Origin of the sequence: Arthrobacter sp. ZGTC412, from assembly GCF_002929215.1 — a bacterium.
In the GTDB taxonomy this organism is placed as follows: Bacteria; Actinomycetota; Actinomycetes; order Actinomycetales; family Micrococcaceae; genus Arthrobacter.
This window is the reverse complement of record NZ_PJII01000014.1, coordinates 31,981-55,954: the sequence shown is the minus strand read 5'-3', so window position 1 is coordinate 55,954 and position 23,974 is coordinate 31,981. Positions and strand designations below refer to the sequence as shown.

Below are 23,974 nucleotides of genomic sequence, written 5' to 3'. Positions count from 1 at the left end.
CTTAGTGCTACCTAGCTGGGTCCACTTACCGACCGTTCGTTCTGTAAATAGTACACGGGCGGTTGTCCTATGGGTACCGGGCTTAGAGGACCGTTACGCCTAAATGCGCGGCCAGCAGGGGCGCGAGGAGGCCCAGCTGGTACTCATCCACCACCATGCCCGCCATGCTGCCGAGCCCGCTGATGCTGCGGAACTCCGTGCCGCGGATATCGAAGTCCTTGAGCTTCGCCCCGCCGAGGTCGAGGGAACCAACGGTGCAGTTCTTCAGCACCACCCGGGTACCGGCGACGGAGCCCAGGTCCAGTTCGTTGATGATGCAATCGGTGATCAGTACGTCGGCGAGTCTGGCGCCGCGCAGGTTGAGGAAGTCCAGCTTGCCGCCGTCGATGCGGACCGACTGCCAGCCGCTTTCATAAAGCTCGGCCGAACCCAGCCGCGGATTCCGCAACTCAACGTCCCGCCAGGTGGACCGGGCCGCCTTGAACACCGGCGCGTACAGCTCCCCCAGGATGCAGTCGCGGAACGAGGAGCCGCGGAGCTGGGTTTCATTGAAGGAGACCCCTTGGAACTCGCACTCCGCGAAGTCTGTGCCGCTCAATTCGAGGCCGTCGGCCTCAGCACGGCTGTACCGGCCGCCGTCGTACCGTTCGCCGCGGCGGAAATCCGACGACGGCTGGTCCGTCAGGTTCTCCAGCCGGACCGGCGTTAGCCTGGGCGCAGTTACTTTCGCAGCACCGGCTTTGGGAGGACGCCCGGCCACTACGGAAGCGACTCTGCTTTGGCCGCGATTTCCGCGAGGTCCTTTGTCAGGGCCTTGCGGGTGGCGGCCATGCCCATCCTGCCGAACAGAAGCATCATGAGGCGGCTCGCGAACGTCGGCTTGATGACCTCGGCACCGAAGGTGAGGGTGAGGTCAGTGCCGCCGTCGCGCGGGGCCAGGCCGAAGCGCGTGGTGTAGTCCGCGCCGCCCTGGACAGCCTTGACGGTTGTACTGCTGCGCTGGTCGGCTTCGGCCACCCACATCTCCACGGTTTCGGATTTGCCCAGCATTTTCCGGGTCTCCTTCCACCGCGTTCCCTCCCCATAAGGGCCGTCGGTGAGGAGCTGCACGGAGTCGACTCCGGACAACGTTGCCGCCGAGCCAGGGATGTCCGTAATGACGGACCAGACCCTTTCCGGGGACGCGTTGATGTGCTGGGTGAGGCTGATGCTGTGGTCCATGTTTCGAGCCTAGCCGCGGGCACGGACAATCAACAGGCGCCCCTCCCGGGCGGAAATACCGGACTTGAATTAGTAAGCAAGCTTCGTGTTAGTGTGAAAAAGCACTGTTTGATCAACGGAAACGAAAGGAGGCCACCACCATGGGCCTCGGAGACAAGATCAGTAACGCAGCAGAAGATTTCGGCGGCAAGGCCAAGGAAGCCACCGGCAACGCCACCGACAATGACCGCCTCAAGGCCGAAGGCCAGACCGACCAGGTCAAGGCCGACGCCAAGAAGGTCGGCGAAAGCGTCAAAGACGAGTTCAAGCGCGACTAGCCTCTTCCGGCGGCAGTCCTGCTGTTCCAGGCGGGCTGTAACAGAGCGAAACGGCGGCGGATCCCAAGGGATCCGCCGCCGTTCTTTTTGTCATCGAAACCTTGGCGGCAGCCCCGCGAGCCCACTGGGGCGAATCACCAGCCGCTGCGGGTGGGGGTATGCCCCTGCCGGGAGTCGTCGGGCATGGTCATTTCGGCCCGCAGCCCCAGGAGCCGGATGGGGCGATCCGGTTCAATCTTGGCCACAAGCTCAAGGGTCCGGGAGAGCACTTCCGCGGGATCCGAGGTCTCGGGGATCTTCCGGGCATACGTTTTGGTGAAAAACGGGGCGTAGCGGACTTTGAGCGTCAGCCCGATCACCGGCCGCCCCTCGGCCGCGACATCCTCCAGGACCCGCGCCGCCAACTCTTTGACGGCGTCGTCAATCTGCCCGGGCTCCGTCAGATCGCGCTGGAATGTAGTTTCCCGGCTGTGCCCGCGGGCAACCCAGGGCGTGTCATCGACGATCCGCGCGCCGTCTCCCCGCCCGAGCTGGGCATACCAGGGACCCATCTTCGGGCCGAACTCGGGGACCAGGTCATCAGGATTGGCCGCTGCGAGCTCGGCGACGGTCCCGATCCCGAGCTTTGCAAGGCGGCGCGACACCTTTGTTCCCACTCCCCACAGCTCGATCGTCGGCCGGCTGCCCATAACGTCGAGCCAGTTGTCTTCGGTGAGCCGGAAGACGCCGGCGGGCTTGCCGAACGACGTCGCCACCTTGGCCCGGACCAGCGTGTCCCCGACGCCGACACTGCAGTGCAGCCGGGTCTGCTCCAATACGGCGTGCTGCAGCTGGCGGGCGTAGGCCTCCGGATCCTTCGTCTGAACACCAACAAACGCTTCATCCCACCCGAGCACCTGCACCGTAGCGCCCGGCTGCGAGTGCAGCACCGACATGACTTCCTCGGACGCAGCGAGGTAGGCGTCCTGGTCGACGGGCAGGATGACGGCGTCAGGAACTTTCCGTGCGGCGATGCGCAGCGGCATTCCCGAGCCGACGCCGTACGCCCTGGCCTCGTAGGACGCCGTGGAAACCACCGCGCGCTCGGTCGGATCACCGCGGCCGCCAATAAGCACCGCCTTGCCCGCGAGTTCGGGCCGGCGCAGCACTTCCACGGCCGCGATGAACTGGTCCAGGTCCACATGCAGCACCCACGGTTCGCTCACACGCCCCAGTCTGCCCCGGCCGGGCGCTCCGCACCACCGTCTCCTCGGCTATCCGTTGCTCCGTAACTGCCGTTTTGAGACGCCAAAAGGGCGGTCACGGAGCAATCGATGGGGAACGCACAACGGCGGGAGTCCCCTTCGAGGGGATCCCGCCGTCGTCGTACTGCTTGGGTGATTAGCTGTAGAGCGCGTTCTTAGGCTCGTTGTTCTTTACCTTCTGCCAGCCCAGCCACAGGACCACGGCGAAGAACGGGATGGTGGCCAGGGTCCACAGGCCCAGGTAGAACACCTCGCCGGTCTTGCTGGTCATGGTGTCGAACCCGATCAGCACCGCGATGGCGAGCAGGGCGATCAGGCCCGCCCAGCTGGTCCACGGCGAACCGGGCATCGGCAGGCTGGAGGTAACGCCCTTCTTGTGGCGCAGCGCGATCTGGCTGGCGAAGATGGCACCCCAAGTGAAGATCACGCCGATGGAGGCCGTGTTGAGTGCCAGGTCGAACGCGTGGGAGCCGCCCAGCCAGATGTTCAGCATGATGCCCACCAGGTAGAACACCGCGATGGCGAGGATGGCCGCGTACGGGACGTGGCGGCGGGACATCCGGGTGAGCCACTGCGGGGCGTGGCCGTTGTTTGCCATGGTGCGGAACACGCGGCCGATCGAGTACAGGCCCGAGTTGCAGGAGGACAGGGCTGCGGTGATAACGATCATGTTCATTACGTCGCCCACCCAGGCCAGGCCCATCTGCCCGAAAACGGTGACGAACGGGGAGGTGCCCGCCACGTACTGGTCCGACGGCAGCAGCATCGCCAGCAGGGTCACGGAACCAACATAGAACACCACAATGCGGAGCACGACGGCGCGGATCGCCTTGGGCACTTCGCGTTGCGGGTTCTGCATCTCGCCGGCGGTGATGCCCACCAGTTCGATGCCGTTGTAGGCGAAGATCACGGCGTTGAGGACCAGGACCATTACCAGTGCGCCCTTGGGGAACATTCCGCCTTCGGCCGCGAAGAGGTTGGCCACCGAGGCGTTGCCATCGCCCACCTGGGCGTTGGTGACCACCATAAAGGTGCCCACCACCAGGAAGATCAGGATGGCACCGACCTTGAGGCAGGAGGCCCAGAACTCAAACTCGCCGAACGCCTTGACGCTCAGCAGGTTGACGGCCACCAGGAGGGCCAGGGCGGCAATGGCCGAGGCTTCCACGGGGACATTGGGGAAGAAGAACTGGAAGTAGAGGCCGATGGCGATCAGTTCGGCGATGCCGGTCATGCCCCAGTTGATGAAGTACATCCAGCCGGACAGGAAAGCGCCCTTCTTGCCGAACATCTCACCGGCGTAGCTCACGAACGAGCCGGAGGTCTGGCGGTACATGATGAGTTCGCCCAGCGCCCGCATCAGCAGGTAGGCGATGACGCCGGCGATGGCGTAGGAGAAGATCAGGGCCGGGCCGGTGGAGGCCAGGCGGCCGCCGGCACCCATGAACAGGCCGACGCCGATGGCGCCGCCCATGGCGATCATGGTGACGTGGCGCCTGCCCAGGGTCTTGCTGTAACCCTCGGCGCTGAGGGTGGGGTCGACGGCGGTGGATGGTGCCGTGTTGTTCTGCAGATCTGTGGGGGTACTTTGAGGCACAACGATTCCTTGTGGGTTGGGGGTTGGCCGCATCCGGAGCACTGATGCTTCCGCTCACAAATTCGGGGTTTTGCCCTATTGGGCAACCGAATGTGACCGGAATCTCTCGTGGCGCCGAAGCTTCGAGCGGCTCGTCTATCTTACAAGACGCAAAGGGGTGCTACGTGACGGGGGCTACACCGGGGTCTGCAGCGTCAGGCCGGCGCGAGCACGCCCTTGTCCATGGAGTAGCGGAGCCAGCGCCCGGAAACGGTGTTTCCGCCCGCATTTCCGCCGTCTTCCGCAGCCCTGCGGCAACGGGCAAACCATTCGCGGAGGGCACGGTCGTGGCTGACCATCACCAAGGTCCCGGCGAAGGCCGCGAGCGCCGCCTCAAGCTGCTCCACGAGTACGGGCGCCAGGTGGTTGGTGGGCTCGTCCACAATCAGTGTGCTGTAGCCGCCCAGGAGCAGGCGGGCAAGCGCAAGCCTGCGCTGCTGCCCCGCGGACAAGCTGCCGACGGGAACGTGGAACTCGCTGGTGCGGAACAGCCCCAAGCGCAGCAGGGCTTCAGCGTGCTCGTCGATGTTTCCGCCCAGCCCGGCCGCAAACGCCGGCAGCAGCCGCAGCGCCGGCCGTTGTGGCAGTTCCAGTTCCTGCTGCAGGTAGCCCACCCTTTCCGGCCGGGTCACCCGCCCCTGGGCGGGCGCCAGGGTTCCCGCCAGCACGGACAGCAGCGTGGACTTGCCGGCACCGTTCGGCCCGGTGATCAGGACTTTTTGGCCGGCGCCGGCCTGGAAGTCAGTGGGTTCAAGCCGGCCCGTAACACTCACGCCATGGACCGCCAGCAGCGCAGCCGGATCTCCGCCGGCAACGGCAGGCGCACCCTCGGAAGGCAAATATTCGGGCGCGGCAAGCCGCAAGGGCACGGGCGGCTGCTCCACCGGACTGGCTTCAAGCCGGCGCAGCCGTTCCTGTGCGTTCCGGACCTGGCTGCTGGCGGCTTTTTGCCAGGTTCCGGCCTTGAAGTCGAAGCCCATCTTGTCGCCGTCGCGCTTGCGGCCGTACCCCATGGTTCCGGCAACCGTCTCCGCCTGCCGCTTTTCGGCCTCCATGGCGTTCAGCCAGCCGTGGTATTGCTGGACCCAGCGCTGGCGTTCGGCTGCCTTCTCGCGGAGGTAGCCGTCGTACCCGTTGCCGTAGCGGTTGACCGCCCGGCGCTCGGCATCCACCTCGATGATGATGGCCGCCACTTTGCGGAGCAGCATGCGGTCGTGGGACACCACCACTAAAGTGCCGCGGTGGGCCGCCAGCCGGTCCTCCAGCCACGCTGTTCCGCGGGCGTCCAGGTGGTTGGTTGGTTCGTCGAGGAGCAGGATGTCCGCCGGGTCCGCCAGGACGCAGGCCAGCGCAACGCGCTCCTGCTCCCCGCCGGAAAGCGAACCCAGGGCACGGCTCCGGTCCAGGCCGCCCAGGCCCAACCGGTCCAGCGCAGCCTCCACCCGCGATTCGGCGGCGTAGCCTTCGCGCAACTGATACTCCGTCTGCAGCCTGCCGTAGGCTTCCAGGTCGCTGGCCTCCGCGTCAGCCAGGCCGGCCTCAAGCCGGTCCAGCTCCGCTTCGAGGGCCCGGAGCGACGCCAGGGATGCGTCAATCGCCCCGCCGACGGTGAAGGACTCGGGCAGGCCATGAGTCTGGGCGAGATAGCCCACACGGCCGCCTATGGTGGCAGACCCTTCGTGGGGCTGTTCGAGGCCGGCCAGGATCCTCAGCAACGTCGATTTGCCGGCGCCGTTTTCACCGACTACCGCTACATGCTCGCCCGCTGTGATGGTCAGCTTGACGCCGTCAAGCAGCAGGCGGTCGCCGTAGCCGTGGGAGACGTCCGAAAGGTTGATGTGTTCAGTCAAAGGAAGTCCTCGCATAAGTTCCGCAGTGTGGCTACCGGAGCTGTTGTTCGGTGCTCGACGGCGGCCCTGGATGTGGGGAACAGCCCGGCGTGGCCGGGCTGCCGGGCTAAGACTTCATCGCTCCAGCCTGCCCGCCGGGGGTCATGGCGTCAAGCAGCGGCGACGGCAACGGCCTTCCTGCGGCGGGCCATCGCCAGCCGGGTGCCGATCAGTCCTTGCCGCGGGCTGAACAGATAGACGACGGCGAACACCACTCCCTGAGCGAGGACCACCATGGCGCCGGAGGCCGTGTCCAGGTAGTAGCTGAGGTAGATGCCCGAGAGCGAACAGACGGCCGAGATCACGGGGGCGATGACCAGCATGCGCGAGAAGCGGTCGGTCAGCAGGTACGCCGTGGCTCCGGGGATGATCAGCATGGCCACCACCAGGACCACACCCACGGTCTGCAGTGCCACCACGGAGGTCAGGGCGAGCAGGCCGAGGAGCAGCGCGCCAAGCCGTTGAGGTGAGAGTCCGATGGCGTGCGCATGGGTGGGATCAAAGGCGTAGAGGGTGAGGTCCCGCCGTTTGAGGATGAGGATGACAAACGCCACCACACCCAGCACCAGGACCTGGATCAGGTCCGGAACACTGACGCCAAGCAGGTTGCCGAAAATGATGTGGTTCAGGTCTGTCTGGCTGGGCGTCACTGAGATCAGCACCAGGCCCAGGGCAAACAGCGAGGAAAACACGATGCCGATCGCGGCGTCCTCCTTCACGCGGCTGGTGTTGCGGACCACCCCGATCAAAGTCACGGCAATGAGGGCGAACACCAGCGCCCCCAACGCGAACGGGGCCCCAACGATGTAGGCCAGCACCACTCCGGGCAGCACGGCGTGGGACACCGCGTCGCCCATCAGGGACCAGCCGATCAGCACCAGCCAGCAGCTCAGCACGGCACAGACCACTGCGGCCAGGGCGGTGGTTACCAGTGCTCGGACCATAAAGTCATAGCCCAGCGGTTCGAGGAGTATCTCCATCAGTGGTTCACCCGCTTTCCGTCCAGAATCCCGCTGGGAACGTTGCCAGCGGGAGATTTAACCTCCGGCAGGTCCCGCTCCAGCACATCCAGGCCGAAAGCCATCGCCAGGTTCTCGGGCTGCAGCACCACTTCCGGCGGTCCATGCATCAGTACTTTGTGCATCAACAGGACGGCTTCGTCGCACAACTGCGGCAGCGCGTGCAGATCGTGGGTGGACACCAGGATGGTGCAGCCGTCCGAGGCGAGTTCCCGCAGTAGCCGGGTGATGGTGGCCTCGGACCGCTTGTCCACACCGGCGAAGGGTTCGTCCAGGAGCATGGTGGTGGCACCCTGCGCGATGCCGCGGGCCACGAAGGCACGCTTCTTCTGGCCGCCGGAAAGCTGGCCGATCTGGCGTCCGGCGTACGGTCCCAGTTCCACCCGGTCCAGTGCTTCATCGACGGCGGCGCGGTCCGCTTTGGACGCACGGCGGGTAAATCCCTGGTGGCCGTAGCGTCCCATCATCACCACGTCCCGCACGGACAGCGGAAACTGCCAGTCAACGTCCTCGCTCTGCGGCACGTAGCCGATGCCGCCCTGCTTGCGCGCCCTCGACGGTGACTGCCCGTTGATCCGCACCGTACCGGCGTCGGGCTTGATCATTCCCATGATCACCTTGAACAGCGTGGACTTACCGGACCCGTTCATGCCCACCAGCCCACAGATCCGGGCGGGCTCAAGGGTCAGGGTGGCTGCATCCAGTGCCCGAACCTCGCCGTAATGGACGGTGACGTTGTCCACGAGGATTGCCGGGGTGGTCATGATCCTGCTCCGGCGGTTGCGCCGGCGAGCGCCTTGGTGATGACTTCGGCATCGTGCCGGAGGAGGTCCAGGTAGGTGGGTACAGGCCCGTCCGCTTCAGAAAGCGAGTCGACATAGAGGGTGCCACCGAACTTGGCCCCGGTAGCGCCCACCACCTGCTGCATGGGCGCGTCGGAAACGGTTGATTCGCAGAAGACGGCCGGGACCTTGTTGGCTTTGACGTATTCGATGGCCCGGGTGATCTGTTGCGGGGTTGCCTGCTGCTCGGCATTGACAGCCCAGATGTAGACCTCTGTCAGTCCGGCATCCCGGGCCAGGTAGGAGAACGCACCTTCGCAGGTGACCAGGGCGCGCTGGGTCTCGGGAACTACGGCCAGGCTGGACTTCATGTGGTCCTGCACGGCCTGGAGCTCGGCCTTGTAGGCGTCACCGTTGACCTTGAAGGCCTCGGCATTGCCCGGGTCCAGTTCACTGAAGGCCTTCACCATGTTGTCCACATAGATCTGCACGTTAAGGGGCGACATCCACGCGTGCGGGTTCGGCTTGCCCTGGTAGGAGTCCTCGCTGATGGACATCACCTGCACGCCATCACTCACCACCGCGTGCGGCACGTCGAGGCCTTCGACGAACTGCCCGAACCAGGCTTCCAGGTTGAGCCCGTTGTCCAGGATGAGGTCCGCTTTGGCGGCTTTCCGGATATCGCCGGGGGTGGGTTCGTAGCCATGAATTTCGGCGCCGGGCTTAGTGATGGACTCAACCGTGAGCTTGTCCCCTGCGACATTCCGGGCGACGTCGGCCAACACCGTGAAGGTGGTCAGCACCACGGGCTTGCTGTCGCCTCCATTTCCGGCGGCGTCCCCTCCGCAGGCAGTCAGCAGCAGGGAGAGCACGACGGCGGCTGCCGCGGCGGCACGCAACGGCACCTGGCGGAGGGAGCTTCTTCGGGCGGCTACTTTGGCGCACCGAAACGAAAGTTTAGGCATACCGAATATTCTAGGCGACGCACAATTCCCCCGGCAACGTCGAACAGCCACCCCCACCCGGCGATAGGCTGAAAGTATGGCCACCGCACACCGAATACCACCCGCACCGCAGCCGCAGCTTTACAAGTTTTCGCCTCTGGATGGCGTGGCGGTCATCCTCTACGTGGCTCTTGCCGGGTTCTTCACCGTGGCCGGGGAATTGCTTGCCCCCTTCCTGCGCCAGGTTGCCCCCACGCCCGCGGCTGCCTCCTACGCGGTCAACCTGCTCTTCTATGCGTCCGTGGGCATACTCGCCATCGTAGCTGCCCGCCGAGTGATCTGGCGCGACCTCCGAGTGTTGGCCACCCGGCCGTGGTTCACGCTGCTGATGGTCCCGGCCGCCGTTATTGCCATGATGATTCTCTCCGCCGTCGCGGTGGCGGCCAGCGGCAACGTACAAACGTCGGAGAACCAGGCGGGACTGCAGGCGCTTATGCAGCAGGTTCCTGCGTGGCTGATGGTCCCGCTGCTGGTGGTGGTGGGCCCGTTCGTGGAGGAGTTCATCTTCCGCCACCTGCTGATCGGCAAGCTGAGCCGGCGGGTGAACATCTGGGTGTGCTGCCTGTTGTCGGTGGTCCTGTTCGCCGCCCTGCACATCGTGGGACAGGAAGAGGTGACACTCACCGTCCTGATGCCCTATCTGGCCATGGGCGCGACGCTGGTGTTTGTGTATGTCTGGACGGGCAGGAACCTGATGTTCTCCTACTTTGTCCACGCGGCGAAGAACCTGCTGGCAGTGGTGTTCATCTACGCCATCCCGCCGGAGTTCTACGAACAACTTCAGCAAGTTCCGGCCTGACGGCTGCCCCCGCGCTGCTGGCCGCACCTACCGCAGGAGCACCTGCCGCCGTACCTTGGTGGAATGGGACTTAACATCCAGATTGTCGTTGACTGCAGGGATCCGCACTACCTCGCCGAGTGGTGGGCCGAGTCTCTTGAGTGGACGGTGGAGCCTCAGGATGAGGGCTTTATCCGCTCCATGATCGAACAGGGTTTCGCCACCGAGGAACAGACAACCGTGCACAACGGCAAGTTGGTGTGGCGCGAAGGCTGTGCGATCCGGCCGCCCGAGGAACTCGAAGCAAAGGCACCGGAGCGGCGGCTCCTTTTCCAAACGGTGCCTGAGGGAAAAACAGTCAAGAACAGGGTGCACTGGGATGTAAACCTGGCGGGCCGGGATAAGGACGAGGTGCGCCGGGAACTTGAGGCCCGCGGCGCCACCTTCCTCTGGACGGCCAACCAGGGCCCGCATGTCTGGCACACGATGGCAGACCCCGAGGGCAACGAGTTCTGCATCAGCTGACCCCGATTACTAGACTTGGACGGTGAGCAACCAAATCCCCGCCTCGGTGTCCGACGTGTTCGATCCAACCCGCTGGCGTGTTGTGTCCGGCTTCGACGACTTCCAGGACATGACCTACCACCGGCAGGTGGAGCGGGATTCCGACGGCGGATGGGTGCGTGACCTGCCCACGGTGCGGATCGCTTTCAACCGCCCCGAAGTCCGCAACGCGTTCCGGCCTGGAACAGTGGATGAGCTGTACCGGGCCATGGACCACGCACGGATGTCCCCGGACGTTGCCACCGTGCTGCTCACCGGGAACGGCCCCTCCCCCAAGGACGGCGGCCACTCCTTCTGTTCCGGAGGAGACCAGCGGATCCGGGGCCGCGACGGTTACCGGTACGCAAACGGTGAGACCCAAGAGAGCATCGACCCTGCGCGGGCAGGCAGGCTGCACATCCTGGAAGTCCAGCGGCTCATGCGTACCATGCCCAAGGTGGTCGTCGCCGTCGTCAACGGCTGGGCGGCAGGCGGCGGGCACTCCCTGCACGTAGTCTCCGACCTCACCATCGCCTCCCGCCAGTACGGCAGGTTCAAGCAGACAGACGCCACCGTGGGCAGTTTCGACGCCGGCTACGGCTCGGCTCTGCTGGCCCGGCAGATCGGGCAGAAGGCCGCGCGGGAGATCTTCTTCCTGGCCCGCGAATATTCCGCGGAGGACATGGTTCGGATGGGCGCCGTTAACGAGGCAGTCGATCACGAACGCCTCGAAGAGGTCGCCCTGGAGTACGCCGCCGATATCGCACGGCAGTCCCCCCAGGCCATCCGGATGCTCAAGTTCGCCTTCAACCTTGCCGACGACGGCCTGGCGGGCCAGCAGGTATTTGCGGGCGAAGCCACCCGGCTGGCTTACATGACGGATGAAGCCGTGGAGGGCAAGGAAGCGTTCCTGGAAAAACGCGACCCCGACTGGTCCAGCTTCCCGCACTATTTCTAAGGCAGGACGGGCAATGAACACCGACCCCCAAGATACTGAATCGCAGAACAGCGAACCACTCGGAACTGGCTCAACCAACAGCGGCGTCCTCGATATCGATCCGGCACTGAAGGCGTTGGCCGCCGCCCTCCACGGCGAGGGCCCCGCCGTCGAACTTTCCGTGGATGAAGACGGCGCACTGGTAGTGGGCCATCTTGAAACGCCCGGCTGCGATGACGCAGTTGCCGTGGTGCGCACGTCCGGGTCCACTGGAACGCCCAAGGCCACGGTCCTGACGGTGGAATCCCTGGCCGCGTCCTCGATGGCCACTGCCCTGGCGCTGAAAGGCGAGGGCCAGTGGCTTCTGGCGCTGCCTGTGCAGTACGTGGCAGGCATCCAGGTCCTGGTGCGTTCGCTGTTTGCGGGCACCCGCCCCTGGGTGATGGACATGTCGGGCGGCTTTACGCCCGAAGCCTTCACCGCTGCGGCGCAGGAACTGACGGACAAGATCCGGTTCACCTCGTTGGTTCCCACGCAGCTTCGGCGCCTCCTGGATGCGCCGGCCCCGGAGACCCTGGCCGTGCTCCGCCGCTTTAATGCAGTCCTGCTGGGCGGCGCGCCCTCACCCGCCTCACTGCTGGCGGCCGCCAGGGATGCCGGCGTCCGGGTGATCACCACCTACGGTTCCGCCGAGTCCTGCGGCGGCTGCGTCTATGACGGTTTTCCGCTGGAAGGGGTGTCCGTCCGTGTGGAGGAGGACGGCCGCATCCTGCTGGGCGGCGACACCATCGCCGCCGGCTACCTGGAAGCGCCGGACGAGGCCGGCAGCACCTTCTTCGAGGAGGACGGCGTGCGCTGGTACCGCACCAGCGACCTCGGCAGCATCGACGACGACGGCCGGCTCACCGTTTTGGGCCGCGCGGATGACGTAATCATCACCGGCGGGATCAAGGTTTCCGCGGCGCATGTGCAGGAGGAGCTGGAAAAGTCCGACCACGTCGCCGCGGCCTTTGTGGCCGGCGTCCCGTCCGCGGAATGGGGCCAGGCCGTGGCAGCTTACGTGGCAGTGGCCGGTCCGCCGGGAGGCACAGCAGAGCCTGCAGGCCCTGCCGCAAGCGGGGAACACGGCGTCGTCCTTGAACAGGAATGGCACCGGACGCTGGGAATCCTTGCCCCCAAAACCGTGCTCGCGGCGTCTTCCCTGCTGATGCTGCCCAACGGCAAACCCGACCGCCTGGCCATGGCCGCCGAACTCAACGCCCTGCACCAGGGAAAGTAAAGTAGACCTGCACCACCCGGCAGGGCCCCATCCTGCCGCCTTCCCCAAAGTAACGCGAGGTACTGACCGTGGCTACAGCCGCACAATGGATCCAGGGCGCCCGACTCCGAACACTTCCGGCTGCGATTGCGCCGGTAGTGATCGGCTCCGCCGCTGCTTATGAAATGGATTCGTTCCTGCTCTTCAACGCCATCCTCGCGGCGCTGGTGGCCCTCCTGCTCCAGGTGGGCGTGAACTTCGCCAACGATTACTCGGACGGCATCCGTGGCACCGATGACGACCGTGTGGGCCCGCTCCGCCTGGTGGGTTCAGGAGCCGCCAGCCCGGAGCACGTGAAGCGGGCCGCGTTCGGTGCGTTTGCTGCCGCCATGGTCTTCGGGCTGATCCTGGTGGTGATCACCCAGAGCTGGTGGTTGATCCTGGTGGGCCTCGGCTGCGTCATGGCGGCCTGGGGCTACACCGGCGGCAAGAACCCCTACGGCTACATGGGCCTGGGCGACGTGTTTGTGTTTGTGTTCTTCGGGCTGGTGGCAACGCTGGGCACCACCTACACGCAGGCCGGGCAGATCAACCTGCCTGCCATTATCGGCGCTATAGGCACGGGGCTGATCGCCACCGCGCTGCTGATGGCCAACAACGTACGCGACATCCCCACCGACATGCAGGCCGGTAAAAAGACACTAGCTGTGCGGCTGGGTGACAAGCACGCCCGCGAGAGCTACGTGCTGATGCTCGCCGTGGCCATCATGCTGGTGGTAATCCTGGCCCCCGGACGGCCGTGGATGCTGATCGTCCTGCTGCTGATTCCGGCCTCCCTGATGCCAGCTTGGCTAATGATCAACGGCCGCAAGCGCAAAAGCTTGATCCCCGTACTGAAGCAGACCGGCCTGATCAACCTCGGCTACAGCCTGCTGTTCTCACTGGGCCTGGTGCTGAGCCACGGCTTCTAGGGGCGCTTGGGGTCCTTGGCATCGTTGCTGATGGTGATGTCCGGGTTGGCGTCCAGGAGCGTGTCCTCCGCGTGGGCGTCCTGGACTTCGTTGGCTGAACGGATCGGCGTGGCCTTGCCCGAGAAACGCTGGTGGATGGCCGCGGCCGCCTCATCCCGCTGCTTCTGGAAGAACAGGTAGCTCACGGCGAAAGCGATCAGTGCTGCGCAGATGACGGACATCAGCACGCCCAGTTGCAGGAGCATAAAAACCACAAACAGGGGCGCGAACAGAGCAAGGCGGATCAGGGAATATTTCAAAAAGGCCACTATTCCAGTTTAGCCGCCTCCCGCCCGAGGCCCCTGCGCCTCCTGACGATAGACTTGATGGCATGCTCCTCCGTGTGGCTTTGGCCGTCGCAGTCCTCGTCATCTTTGTGTATGGCCTCGTGGATGTGATCCGCACTGATGGACGCCTCACCCGAGGTATTTCCAAGCCGGCCTGGATCGTGGTCATGATTGTCCTGCCAGTGGTGGGCGCCATTCTTTGGCTCCTCATCGGCCGCCCTCGCAGCGCGTCCCCCCAACAGCAAAGCCAGCGCCATCCCGTCGCCCCTGATGACGATCCGGACTTCCTTCGCAACCTCGAGGCCCGCCGTCGCCACCAGGCCGAGGCGGAGCGGCTCAAGAAATTCAAGGATGACCTGGATGCCAAGCCGAAGGACGAAGGCCCCAAGGGCAGCGGCAAGGACAAGCACGAGACCGACGAGCACGATACCGACGGACTGAAGTAGGGGCGTATGGCTCAGGCACCTGACGGAGAAGAGCGGTTGCGGACCGCATCCCAGGGTGCCGCAGCCCCGCCTTCATCCTCAGGCCCGCCAGCGCCGCCGCCAAGGCCAGGGCTGTCCTATTCCGTACCGGCGCCCATCGCCGTCATTCCGGCAGCTCCTCGCAGCGTCCGGAATGCGCGGGCCCTCTGGCTCCTCGGGTTTGTGGCCGGTTTCGCCGTCCTGGTGGGGTCCTTCCTCACCCGGGATTGGCACCTTGAGCGGCTGCGCACGGTGGTGGACCAAATGGCCCCGGGCGGCGACGCCGAAGCAGTCACTACTGCCACGAACGTCGTCTTCTGGGGCAGCCTGGGTGCTGTCCTCCTGGTGATCCTGCTCGAGGCCGCGATGCTCGGCGTCGTGATGGGCCGGCAGGGTTGGGCACGCTGGGCCCTGCTGCCGCTCCTGGCCGGGCATGTCATCGTCCTGGCGGTAGCAGCGGCTTTTCTTGTGCCCGAAGGCGACGCCGGCAGTTACGTGGTGCTGCTGTGGGGACTCCAGCTCCTGCTGGCGTTCATTGGGCTGGTGCTGTTCTTTATGCCTTCAGCCAGCGCCTGGCTGAAATCGGGCCGGGACTAATTTTTTGGCAGCCTGCCGGCCCCTCACGCTGGCTGGTGGGCCAGCTGTACGGCACACTGGGCAACAACGCCCTCGCAGCTGCGGATAACCACCCGGCAGGCATCAAGGGCAGAGCGGTCGGTGAGCGGGTTTTCCGCCACTGCCCGCCACCGCTCCAGGTAGCGGCGGGCCCCGGCCGCCAGCTGTTCCGGACCCGCATCAGCTTCGAGGCCCAGACGGACGTGGGACGCGGCGCCCCATCCCCCAATGAGTCCCTCGGCTTCGTTGGCCAGTTCAGGGTCCAGGGATACGCCGGTGGTCCGAAGAGTTGCGAGCAGCAGCAGTTCACGGAACTCATGGGCGTTGACCTGCAGCCGTTCCAGGGCGGCCGCCAGATGCCCTGTCCCCTCCCGCGGTGATGTACGAAGAAGTGCTGCCACCCCCACCAAAGCGGTCCTGGCCTTCAGGGCCTCGGCGCGGGCCTGGAACTGCCGCCCCAGCATGTCGATCAGGGGATCCAATCCGCTGCGCCGGGCGAGTTCGTGCGCCAGGGGCGTGGGCTCGGCGAATCCATTGCGGATGAGAACCACTGCGAGGCGGATGCCGAACAAGCCAAACCTTTCGAGCAACGAGGCGCGGGCCGCCGTCGTCAGCTCTTCCGGCCCTGCAGCCCGCAGGAACCGGTCCGCCGAGAGCAGCAGCTTTTCCCGCTCTGCCCGTTCCATCGCGGCCAGCAGCTGCAGCGCCTCGAAGTCGGACTGGCGCAGGCTTCGGGCACTTTGCGCCAGCAGCCCGGCCACCGGGACCACCCCCAACGCCAGCTTCCGCAGGCTGTGGTCCCGGCGGTATCTTTCGGCGATCTCCCCCGCCGAGATGAGCGAATCAATCCGTCCCGCTCCCACTTCATCTGCACGGGAGAGGACTGCCAGGGCATTGACCGTGCCGGACCTCCCGGCCTCGGTGTCCTTGAACGATTCGAGGAACCGCAGATCGGAAGCGTGCATATGGCGCATCAGGTAGATGATGGCATCGGCCTCTGAAGGGGTGTCCTCCGGCGTCAGGAAACTTGTGGACCGGGCGGACACGTCTCCCGAGAGCGAGGCGATGCCGGGAGTATCGATCAGCGTCATGTCCCGCAGGCCCGGGGAGGGCCACTCCACGTCCAGCCGGTCTACCTCGTTGGACTGTACGTTGCCCAGCACGAACACCAGGCGCCCGTCCACACGTTTGACCGGAAGACGGCGCGGTTCGCCCTCCACGGGGTAAAGCGTGATCCGGGGGGTGTGGCCGTAGCGGTACCAGGTGACGATGCGCGTGCACTCCCCCGTGTCCGTGGGCGCTATCTCTTCACCGAGGATGGCGTTCAACAGGGTGGACTTTCCGGCTTTCACCATCCCGGCAACGGCAATCCGCAGTGGTTCGGCAAGCCGTTTGGCATAACCCTGCAGCGCTGCCACTGCTGCAGGATCCTCGCGGTAGACCTCCAGCGCCTCCTGGACCAGGTCCGCCGCTCCCGTAATTGTTGACGCTGTCATCCCACCGCCGCCACAGCCGACGGCGCCGCCACCATGCGGGCGGCAGCCACTGCTTCCGCGGCCTGGGACAGGGCATCCACATTTTTGAGTTCGGCCTTGATCTCGCGGATGCGGACGTCCTTTTTCAAAGCGTAGGTGGTGGCGGCTTTTTGGGCCGCGGCCACGGAATCCTGCAGGGAGCGGTGATGCTCGTCCGCGATCTCGGTGAAGTGGTCGCGGGTGGAGCGCTGCACCAGCCGCAGCCGGTCCTTCAACTGCTTGCCCACCTGGAAGGTAACGTCGTCCAGCTGCCGCCGGACAAGTGCCTTCGCTTCGTTTTGCCGACGCTTGAGCCGGGCCTCCTTGTCTTCCCGGTAGGCCTTGCGTCCCAGCAACAGTCCGGCGCCCACGGAGAGGGGGTTGATCAGGGCCATGCCGAAGATGCCTGTCAGGAGGCCAAACATCAGTACGCCGCCGTAGGACCCGCGCATGCCGATCAGCACCTTCTGCGCGGAGTTGATGCGTCCGTCGTCAAGCATGGGCATGTCGTCCACGGGGTCAAGGGCGTCTCCCGTGTCCGAGACGTGGAGAACGGGCAATGTCACTTCCTCCGCGGCAAAGTGCTCGGCAACCTGGGCTGCCAGCCACTGCGCACGCTCGTTGGTCCACACGAACGTGTCCGAGATGGCGGCAGCCGCGCATTCCTCAAGCCACTTGGAGAACTCGGGCCAGGCCGGCCCGGGATCGCCCTGGTCAATGGCGGCTTCGGCTTCGCGCTGTATCCGCCGCAGTCGGTCCCGGAGGTCATATTCCATGTCCGCGATGAGGTCGCTGATGCCGTCATTGAGCGTGATCTGCCAACGCGCGGAGCGTTTGCGGAGGTCGTCAGCTTCGGCCCGCGCCGCCTCGAGGCCGGCGATCATCTGCGGGGTCCGTTCCGGGTTTTCGAGTGCTTCAAGTTCGGACTGCAGCGACAGGCGGAGGTTCTCGCACACGGAGAGCAGGTCCTGGCTGACTGATCGCCGCTGGAGGCGCTCCGCCTTGCCCAGGATTTCGCTGCGGATGTAAGTCATCAACCCGGGGAAGCCGGACTCCGCGTTCAGTTCGCCGTCCTGCAGCCGTGCCGCTTCCAGCCGGAGGTCGGAAGAGACGGAAAACAGCGGGATGTCGGGAGCCACTTTGGCAAGGTGGCCCAGGTCGATCTCTTCGACACGCCGCCAGTCCGGATACAGGTCGGTCTTGGACAGGACACCCACGACGCTGGGGGTGATCCGCATGGCTTGGCGAAGGAAGCGCAGCTCCGGTTCCGTGTACTCCTGGGAGGCGTCGGAAACCAGCAGCATGGCGTCTGCGGTGGGGAGTGCAGTAAGGGTGGTGAGAGTGTGGGATGAGTTCAGTCCGCCAACGCCCGGGGAGTCGATGACAGTAAGACCGCCTGTGAGCATTTTCCGCGGGAGGTAAACCTCGCCCGCCACAAGTTTTTTGCTGTTTCCGGGGTTGCCCCGCTCGGAGACATAGTTTGCGAGGTCAGCTATGGGAACGGGTTGGCGCTCGACGCCGGCTTCGTCGCCGGCGTCAGCGTCGGCTTTGGGAACAAGGATGGCGGCGGAGGCGGGGTCTCCGTAGCGGACCACTGTGGGGACAGAGGTGGCAATGTCGTCATCGACAGGACATACCGAAGCGTTCACCAGCGCGTTGATGAGCTTGCTTTTGCCTTGCTTGAATTCGCCGACGACGATGACGCGGATGCTGGGGTCCTTCAGCCTACCCATCGCCTGGTCCAGGCGTTTGCGGAGATCGGCACGGTCTCCCGTGCCCACCAACTCGAGGGCTTGTTGCACCAGTCGTACGAGTTGGGCCGCCGTAATCGGTGTTGACGGCGATGCCAGTCCTGCTTCTGTCACAGCGTGTCCTCTACTCAGGTCTCGAAAGAACAGACGTTGGAGTGAGCCGCGAAGTGCCCGGCATGAGGGTTGCGCCTCCTGCCGTGCACTTGCGGTACACGGGACTGCTCAGCCGGCCGTAGCTTCTTCGCCGGCGACTGCGGTATTGACTTCGTCGATTGCCACGTCCGTATTGGTTTCCTGCGTGAAGGAGTCCTCGACTGTGAAGGAATCTTCGACCTTGATCGGGTTGAACGAATCCTCTACCTCGAGCTCGGTATTCGTTTCATTGAGGGAATCCTCCAACTCAACCTCGACCTTAGTTGTCTCCTCGTTGAAGGAGTCTTTGAAGTCAACGTTGTTCGTGGTCGCCTCTGTGTTGAAGGAATCCTCCAGTTCCACCTCCACGTCCACATCGGTGTTCGTGGACGAGTCCCTGTTGAAGGACTCATCGATCTCGACGCTCTTGTCGTTGAATGAATCGTCCACGTCGACATCCAGGTCGGTGTTCTTCGAGTGGTCGTCGTTGAACGAATCCCGGATGTTTGCGTCCACTTCAACCTCGTGGTTGAACGAGTCATCGGCATCAATGTCGGTGTTGCCAATGTTGACGTCCTCGCCGGCATTGATGGAGTTATCCTTCGAGTTATCCGAGGAGTTGTCCGTGTTGTAGGAATCCTTAATGTTGTTGGAATCCTCAACGTCCGCATCGTCACCGGCAGCAATTGCGCGGTCACCGGAAGCGACTACCGAGTCGTTGTCGAACAGCTGGTCAACATCACCCTCAGCCCAGATGTTCTGGTTGACGGACTGGTCAGTAATGGTGTCCCGGTCGTCCACGGTGGAGGTGTAGGAGTAGTTGTTTACTACGTGGTGGAGCTGCTGGACGGCGTGAGCATGGTCGTCGCCGCCGTGGTTTCCACCGCCTTGTCCGCCGCCATGGTGGCCGCCGCCGTGGTGGCCGCCGCCGGTGCTGCCGCCGCCGTTGTCATCAGTGCGGGCGCTGTTGCCGCCGGTGTTGTACTCCCGGTCAAACCGTGAGGCGTTGACGGTTACAGGTGCGAAGTCCAGGACAACCGGCAAAGCTGCATCAACATCAGCGGAGCAGACTCCGCCCAGGCCGTGGTCCTCAAGGGCCTTTTCCGGATCATTCAGGAAGTCTTGGGCGGCCTGGCGGTCCCCGAAGAGGTTCATCAGGAACTGGACGAGATCATTTGCGAGTGTCATTTGATGGTCCTCAGTCTTCTTCAAGTTTGCGGATCGCCCGGCGTCGTTACCGGGCTTGAATCAAACGTACTGTTCCCCTTGTGGACCGGGCATCGGGCCATTTCCCCGTACTGGGGGTTCCCGCGGTGGGACGTGGCAGGCCCTGCTGTTAGGGGTATTAGGGGATCACTCCTGTGGAGGGTCTTCGGGACCCAATGCCATGCGAAGCCTCGCCAGCAAGTCCGAACGGTTTTCCGCGCCGAGGCGCCGGCGCATTCGGGCAATGTGGTGCTCGGCAGTCCGGGGAGAGATGTAGATGGCCTCGCCAATTTCCCGGTACGTCTTGCCCTCCAGCACCAGCCGGGCCACTTCCTTTTCCCGTTCGCTCAGTCCCGAGTCATCCGGCTGCGTGCCGCTGGCCGCATCAGCCGCGGGGGCGCTCCGGGATTCCGGCACCCCTGAGGCTCCGTTCCCGGCCGAGCTACCTTGCGGGTGCAGGTCCCTGGCGCAGGACAGCAGGCGCACCATGTCCTTGCGTTCGGCAGCATGGGCAGCAGCGTGTCCGGCCAGCCTGGCACCTTCCCAGGGCATTCCCACCCTGCCGAGACCCCGCGCTGCCGCCTCAGCGTCGGCGGGAAGGGCCCTTCCTGCAAGTACCGACACCCAGGCCTTGCCTGCGGCTGCAAGCACCGCGGCCAGGTGGCTGTGCTGGGCGGCCCGCGCCAGCGCAGTAGCATGCGGTGCAAGATCAGATGGACTCTCACCGAGCAGTGCCGCCTGGACGGCCGCCCAGTGGAAGGGGACTGCCCAGAGCGGCGGATTATCAAGGCGTCCCAAAAGTTGTAGTGCCTCGTCGAGGTAATGCGCCACCCGCCGGGTTTCCCGCAGCCGTGCAGCCGTTATCATCAATTCGCCCCAGGGCAGCAAGCTGTAAAGGTCCACGGAAGTGTGCAGCATTGCTTCACGCGCCCGTTCCCAGGCCATAACCAGTTCGGCTATCTCGCCGTTCCGCCGGGCAAGGCCGACTTCCAGTGCTGCCCGCAGGAACTCATCCCTCGGTACCAAAGGCCAATGGTTGGCCTTTGACGCCTCATTGATCGCGAGCCTGGCGTCCTCGAGTTTGTCCTGCTGCATGGCTGACCACGCCTGAAGCAGGAAGAGCCGCGGCTTTGCGGCGTTACCGCCCTGCCCTGCGGCAGCGGCAGACCGGCACACGGTTTCCGCCAGATGCGGCTCCCCACTGTGCAGGGCAATCAGCCCGGCAAGGGCGGCCGGAGTATCCGGAAGAGGAATGGCGGCGCCGGTTGCGTTCAGCATGTCCGACGCATGAATCAGCAACGGGAGCGCCTGCTGCGGATCCTTCGCGAGTGACTCCAGAATCCCCTTTCCGGTCTGCGCCAGCGCAACGGCAAGCAGCGTGGGAGATGCCGGGGGAGCATTCGCCGGGAACAGCGATTCGGCCCCGGACCGGTTGCCGCAGCCGATCGCGGCGACGGCGGCCAGCGGCGCCGAGGGCCCCAATCTCGGGGCGCCCAACCACGTGTAGGCGTCGGCACTCCGGTCCAGCATTCCCCGCTGGGCCCACACCGCTGACGCTACGTCCACCCCGCGGCGAACGTCGGGTGGATCCGGACAGACCAGGAGGGTGTCAATCATGCGGGTGGCGGTGTCAAGGTCCCCGTCTGCTACCGCGGCCTGTGCACGGCGTGCGGCGGTTGCCATCTCGTCCGCTCCTGCCAGCAACGCTTCATCGTAGAGCTGGGCGGCCAGCGCGGGATCATGCTCCAGTGCCTTGTCGCCCGCATGCTCCAGCTCAGAAGCAACACGGGGATCTGCCAGGCCACCGCGGGCCAGCTCGCGGGCAAAGTCCCCCAGCGGCTGGCGATCTTCAACGTACAGCGTTACAAGTTCGCGCTGGAGTGAGTGCACCCTGGTTGTGGGGGCTGCGTTCAGCAGTGCATGCTGTGCCGGTCCGACGACACTTCCGTCCGGTGAGAGCAGACCGGCCGACTCTGCCCGTTCCACCAGGGCATCGACGCTCTCCACCTCGCCGCCGTCTATCTTCCGCTGCAGGTCTGCGGGCAACGGTCCGGGCAGCACGAACCCCACCGACAGTGCCAGCAGAAGTTCACGCACCGCGGCGTTCTCACCTTTGAGCTGCCGGGCCATCTGCTCGGCAACATGGGGGCTTTGGCCTTGGTGGTTCAGCTTCGGGTGCAGGAAACCTTGCACTTGCTCGCGCGTTTCATGGCCAGTCATCCTAGGCCGCCGGCTCGGAGGTGGTTAGCGGCGCAGAAGCGGGAACCGGGGCCGTCGGAGTCACGGGGTCCACGGACTGTGTCACGACCAGTGTCGGCTCCGGAGCAGGATCCACGGGCGCCGGCTCCGCAGGTGGCGGATCAGCAGGCGCCGGGTCCGCAGGTGGCGGATCAGCAGGTGGCGGATCAGCAGGCGCCGGATCAACAGCAGGCGCCGGGTCCGCAGGAGGCGGATCAACAGGAGGCGGAGTGCCTGGCACGGTACCGGGATCAGTAGTTCCAGGGACGGTCGGTTGGCCAGTCCCCGGATCAGTCCCGACAGGCGTCCCGGCGGGATCCTGGGTTCCGGGACCCGCTCCGCCGCCGGCTCCAGCACCAGGTGTGCTGCCACCGGCCCCGGCGGGTGCACCCGTGCCCGGGCCGGCAGCTGCGCCGCCATTGGTGCCGGCACCGGCTTGGCTCTTGCCTGGGACTGCGCTCGATGACGGCCGGCTGGTGGGCGAGGCCGCTACTTCGAGGCCCGCTCCGCCTGCGGGCGCAACGTTAGTGTCCAAGCCTGCTTCGATGCCTGCTACCGGAGCCCCGCCGGCTGCTGCGGCTCCCTGGCCAGGCCCGCTACCGCCGCCGCCGATACCACCCGGGGCGGATTCGGTGCCTGGGGCAGCTCCTGCCTCCGGCACAAGAATTGACGTGAGGCTGCTCAAGCCTCCCGGGCTCTGCGCGGCGGTGGCCGTGAGGACAGACACCACGGCTGCAGCGGCTGCTATGGCGGTCAGCCGTACGGCCGGCTTGGGAGCATGCGCGCCGCCGTGGCTGTGCCCGTGTCCGTGGGCTGCCCCGTCAACAGCACCAGCCGCCGTCGCGCTCTTGCGTGACCAGCTGGCCGGGCGGCCGGGAAAGTGCTCGGCAGCTGCAAGCCCCACGGCGGTGATGCCGGCTTCCGCGGGCGCCGCCGCCGTCGCTTCCTTGGCTTCGGGAACTTCCGCACGTGCCAAAACTGCTGAGACTGCTGCCCCCATGCAGATGGATGACTTCGGATCGGCGTCGACGGCTATGGGCCGGTCCAGCTGTTCCGATATCAACTGGGCAACGAGCGGAATCCGCGATGATCCACCGATGAGCAGCACGGCGGAAAGGTCCGCTGGCTTCAGTTCCATCCCGGCCAGTGATTGTTCCAGCGCGTCCACCGTGTCGCGGACTGGATCCCCGACCAGTGCTTCGAATTCCGAGCGGACCAGGCGGACCTGTTGCTGGACGCCGGGAAGAAGCACGGAAATGGTTGCCTCGCTGTCCCCGGAAAGCGCCTCCTTGGCTTCCACGCACTCCCGCCGCAGCCGGGCCAGCGCCGCGCGCACCCCTGCATCCGCCGGGTTGAGTTTTGACAGGACGTCTCCGGTGTGATCGGAGACGTAGCGGAACACTTCCGCATCAAAGTCGGCGCCGCCCAGGTTTTCGATGCCCTCCGGGCGCCCCACCAGCTCGAACCGGCGACTGCCGGCTTTCCTCAGGACAGCGGTGTCAAAGGTACCGCCGCCCAGGTCGTAGACCGCGATGGTGCTGCCGTCCTCCACTCTCACCTGGGAGGCGTAGTACAAGGCGGCCGCTTCGGGCTCGGAAATGAGAGTGACGTTTTCCAGGCCCCGTGCGGCCATGGCTGCAAGGATCACCGAGGTGCGGTGGCTGCCCCAGGCGGCAGGATGGGTGAGGACAACCTCCGACGGAGGCTCGCCCTCCCGCTCCTCGGCCCGGTGGGCCACCCAGCGTGCCATCGTGGCAAAAACGTCTTCCGGGGAAAGTGACAGCGCCCCCACTGCGATCGGTACGGAGTCGCCTACCCGGCGCTTAAATTCGCGCACCACCCGCGAGGGGAAATCGAGGCCACGGCGTTCTGCCGCCTCTCCCACCAGGATGGGACCATCCTCAGGAAAGTAAATGACGGAGGGCACAGATGTCCCGCGAAGGCCCAAGGGCAGGCTCTCGGGGGCGGGGGAAGATCCTTGGTCAAACCGGGCGATTGCAGCAGCAGTGAAACTTGTGCCGACATCAATGGCGAGCACGTAGCTCATGGGGACCTCGGTAAAACTGGTGTTTCGCCTGCAAGCTTCATTACGGACGGACTTCACCAAGGTAGCATCACCGCAGGACCGT

General features: G+C 65.2%; 22 protein-coding genes. 8 read left to right on the top strand and 14 right to left on the bottom strand.

The features are described from left to right. Positions 1-82: 82 nt before the first annotated feature. Positions 83-760: a pentapeptide repeat-containing protein gene (locus CXQ88_RS15260; RefSeq protein ID WP_104044996.1), complete on the bottom strand. Its 678-nt coding sequence runs from the start codon at positions 758-760 to the stop codon at positions 83-85. Continuing rightward, positions 760-1,221: an SRPBCC family protein gene (locus CXQ88_RS15255; protein WP_104044995.1), complete on the bottom strand. Its 462-nt coding sequence runs from the start codon at positions 1,219-1,221 to the stop codon at positions 760-762. Before CXQ88_RS15255 ends, CXQ88_RS15260 begins: the two co-directional genes overlap by 1 nt. 140 nt (positions 1,222-1,361) lie before the next feature. Here CXQ88_RS15255 and CXQ88_RS15250 point away from each other — a divergent pair, with 140 nt between their 5' ends. After that, entirely contained in the window at positions 1,362-1,538 is a 177-nt protein-coding gene (locus CXQ88_RS15250) for a CsbD family protein (protein ID WP_104044994.1), read from the top strand. Positions 1,539-1,672: 134 nt separating this feature from the next. Here the strand turns inward: CXQ88_RS15250 and CXQ88_RS15245 are convergent, their stop codons facing one another. The 6 genes from CXQ88_RS15245 to CXQ88_RS15220 form a co-directional block, all read right to left on the bottom strand. Beyond that, a complete protein-coding gene (locus tag CXQ88_RS15245) occupies positions 1,673-2,743 on the bottom strand; it encodes a DNA polymerase IV (RefSeq protein WP_441296484.1) in 1,071 nt (356 codons plus the stop codon). A gap of 175 nt (positions 2,744-2,918) precedes the next feature. Continuing rightward, positions 2,919-4,379 (bottom strand): amino acid permease, encoded by a 1,461-nt coding sequence (locus tag CXQ88_RS15240; RefSeq protein ID WP_104044993.1) that lies wholly within the window; start codon positions 4,377-4,379, stop codon positions 2,919-2,921. A 194-nt stretch (positions 4,380-4,573) separates the two neighbouring features. After that, positions 4,574-6,268: an ABC-F family ATP-binding cassette domain-containing protein gene (locus tag CXQ88_RS15235; RefSeq protein WP_104044992.1), complete on the bottom strand. Its 1,695-nt coding sequence runs from the start codon at positions 6,266-6,268 to the stop codon at positions 4,574-4,576. A gap of 149 nt (positions 6,269-6,417) precedes the next feature. Continuing rightward, complete coding sequence (locus CXQ88_RS15230) at positions 6,418-7,287, bottom strand: metal ABC transporter permease (protein ID WP_104044991.1); 870 nt, start codon at positions 7,285-7,287, stop codon at positions 6,418-6,420. Next, positions 7,287-8,090, bottom strand: coding sequence for a metal ABC transporter ATP-binding protein (locus CXQ88_RS15225; protein ID WP_104044990.1), 804 nt, complete (start codon positions 8,088-8,090; stop codon positions 7,287-7,289). Before CXQ88_RS15225 ends, CXQ88_RS15230 begins: the two co-directional genes overlap by 1 nt. Beyond that, positions 8,087-9,073: a metal ABC transporter substrate-binding protein gene (locus tag CXQ88_RS15220; protein WP_104044989.1), complete on the bottom strand. Its 987-nt coding sequence runs from the start codon at positions 9,071-9,073 to the stop codon at positions 8,087-8,089. Before CXQ88_RS15220 ends, CXQ88_RS15225 begins: the two co-directional genes overlap by 4 nt. A gap of 76 nt (positions 9,074-9,149) precedes the next feature. On the opposite strand from CXQ88_RS15220, the gene CXQ88_RS15215 reads away from it, so the two are divergent. The 5 genes from CXQ88_RS15215 (at position 9,150) to CXQ88_RS15195 (ending at position 13,599) form a co-directional block, all read left to right on the top strand. Beyond that, positions 9,150-9,911, top strand: a complete 762-nt coding sequence (locus CXQ88_RS15215; RefSeq protein ID WP_104044988.1) for a CPBP family intramembrane glutamic endopeptidase — start codon at positions 9,150-9,152, stop codon at positions 9,909-9,911. Between the two features lie 63 nt (positions 9,912-9,974). Beyond that, complete coding sequence (locus tag CXQ88_RS15210; RefSeq protein ID WP_104044987.1) at positions 9,975-10,415, top strand: VOC family protein; 441 nt, start codon at positions 9,975-9,977, stop codon at positions 10,413-10,415. 22 nt (positions 10,416-10,437) lie between these two features. After that, positions 10,438-11,391: a 1,4-dihydroxy-2-naphthoyl-CoA synthase gene (locus CXQ88_RS15205; RefSeq protein ID WP_104044986.1), complete on the top strand. Its 954-nt coding sequence runs from the start codon at positions 10,438-10,440 to the stop codon at positions 11,389-11,391. A gap of 13 nt (positions 11,392-11,404) precedes the next feature. Next, complete coding sequence (locus CXQ88_RS15200) at positions 11,405-12,649, top strand: AMP-binding protein (protein WP_104044985.1); 1,245 nt, start codon at positions 11,405-11,407, stop codon at positions 12,647-12,649. A 68-nt stretch (positions 12,650-12,717) separates the two neighbouring features. Then, positions 12,718-13,599 carry a 1,4-dihydroxy-2-naphthoate polyprenyltransferase gene (locus tag CXQ88_RS15195; RefSeq protein WP_104044984.1) on the top strand — a complete coding sequence of 294 codons (882 nt, stop codon included), beginning with the start codon at positions 12,718-12,720 and terminating at the stop codon, positions 13,597-13,599. Here the strand turns inward: CXQ88_RS15195 and CXQ88_RS15190 are convergent. Next, a complete protein-coding gene (locus CXQ88_RS15190; protein ID WP_181037549.1) occupies positions 13,596-13,907 on the bottom strand; it encodes a DUF4229 domain-containing protein in 312 nt (103 codons plus the stop codon). The genes CXQ88_RS15195 and CXQ88_RS15190 overlap by 4 nt on opposite strands. A 62-nt stretch (positions 13,908-13,969) precedes the next feature. Here CXQ88_RS15190 and CXQ88_RS15185 point away from each other — a divergent pair, with 62 nt between their 5' ends. Then, positions 13,970-14,371 (top strand): PLD nuclease N-terminal domain-containing protein, encoded by a 402-nt coding sequence (locus CXQ88_RS15185; protein ID WP_104044982.1) that lies wholly within the window; start codon positions 13,970-13,972, stop codon positions 14,369-14,371. A 6-nt stretch (positions 14,372-14,377) separates the two neighbouring features. Further along, the gene (locus CXQ88_RS15180; protein ID WP_258061911.1) at positions 14,378-14,986 is read left to right on the top strand and encodes a hypothetical protein; all 609 of its coding nucleotides are present in this window, start codon (positions 14,378-14,380) and stop codon (positions 14,984-14,986) included. A 23-nt stretch (positions 14,987-15,009) separates the two neighbouring features. On the opposite strand, the gene CXQ88_RS15175 is transcribed toward CXQ88_RS15180, so the two are convergent. From CXQ88_RS15175 to CXQ88_RS15155, 5 genes are all read right to left on the bottom strand, one after another. After that, positions 15,010-16,500 (bottom strand): dynamin family protein, encoded by a 1,491-nt coding sequence (locus CXQ88_RS15175; RefSeq protein ID WP_104044981.1) that lies wholly within the window; start codon positions 16,498-16,500, stop codon positions 15,010-15,012. Then, positions 16,497-18,383, bottom strand: a complete 1,887-nt coding sequence (locus tag CXQ88_RS15170; protein ID WP_104044980.1) for a dynamin family protein — start codon at positions 18,381-18,383, stop codon at positions 16,497-16,499. Before CXQ88_RS15170 ends, CXQ88_RS15175 begins: the two co-directional genes overlap by 4 nt. A 108-nt stretch (positions 18,384-18,491) precedes the next feature. Next, positions 18,492-19,589: an IniB N-terminal domain-containing protein gene (locus tag CXQ88_RS15165; protein ID WP_104044979.1), complete on the bottom strand. Its 1,098-nt coding sequence runs from the start codon at positions 19,587-19,589 to the stop codon at positions 18,492-18,494. Positions 19,590-19,754: 165 nt separating this feature from the next. Further along, positions 19,755-21,827: a LuxR C-terminal-related transcriptional regulator gene (locus CXQ88_RS15160; RefSeq protein WP_104044978.1), complete on the bottom strand. Its 2,073-nt coding sequence runs from the start codon at positions 21,825-21,827 to the stop codon at positions 19,755-19,757. 1 nt (position 21,828) lies between these two features. Then, positions 21,829-23,892 (bottom strand): Hsp70 family protein, encoded by a 2,064-nt coding sequence (locus CXQ88_RS15155; protein ID WP_104044977.1) that lies wholly within the window; start codon positions 23,890-23,892, stop codon positions 21,829-21,831. Positions 23,893-23,974: the final 82 nt, after the last annotated feature.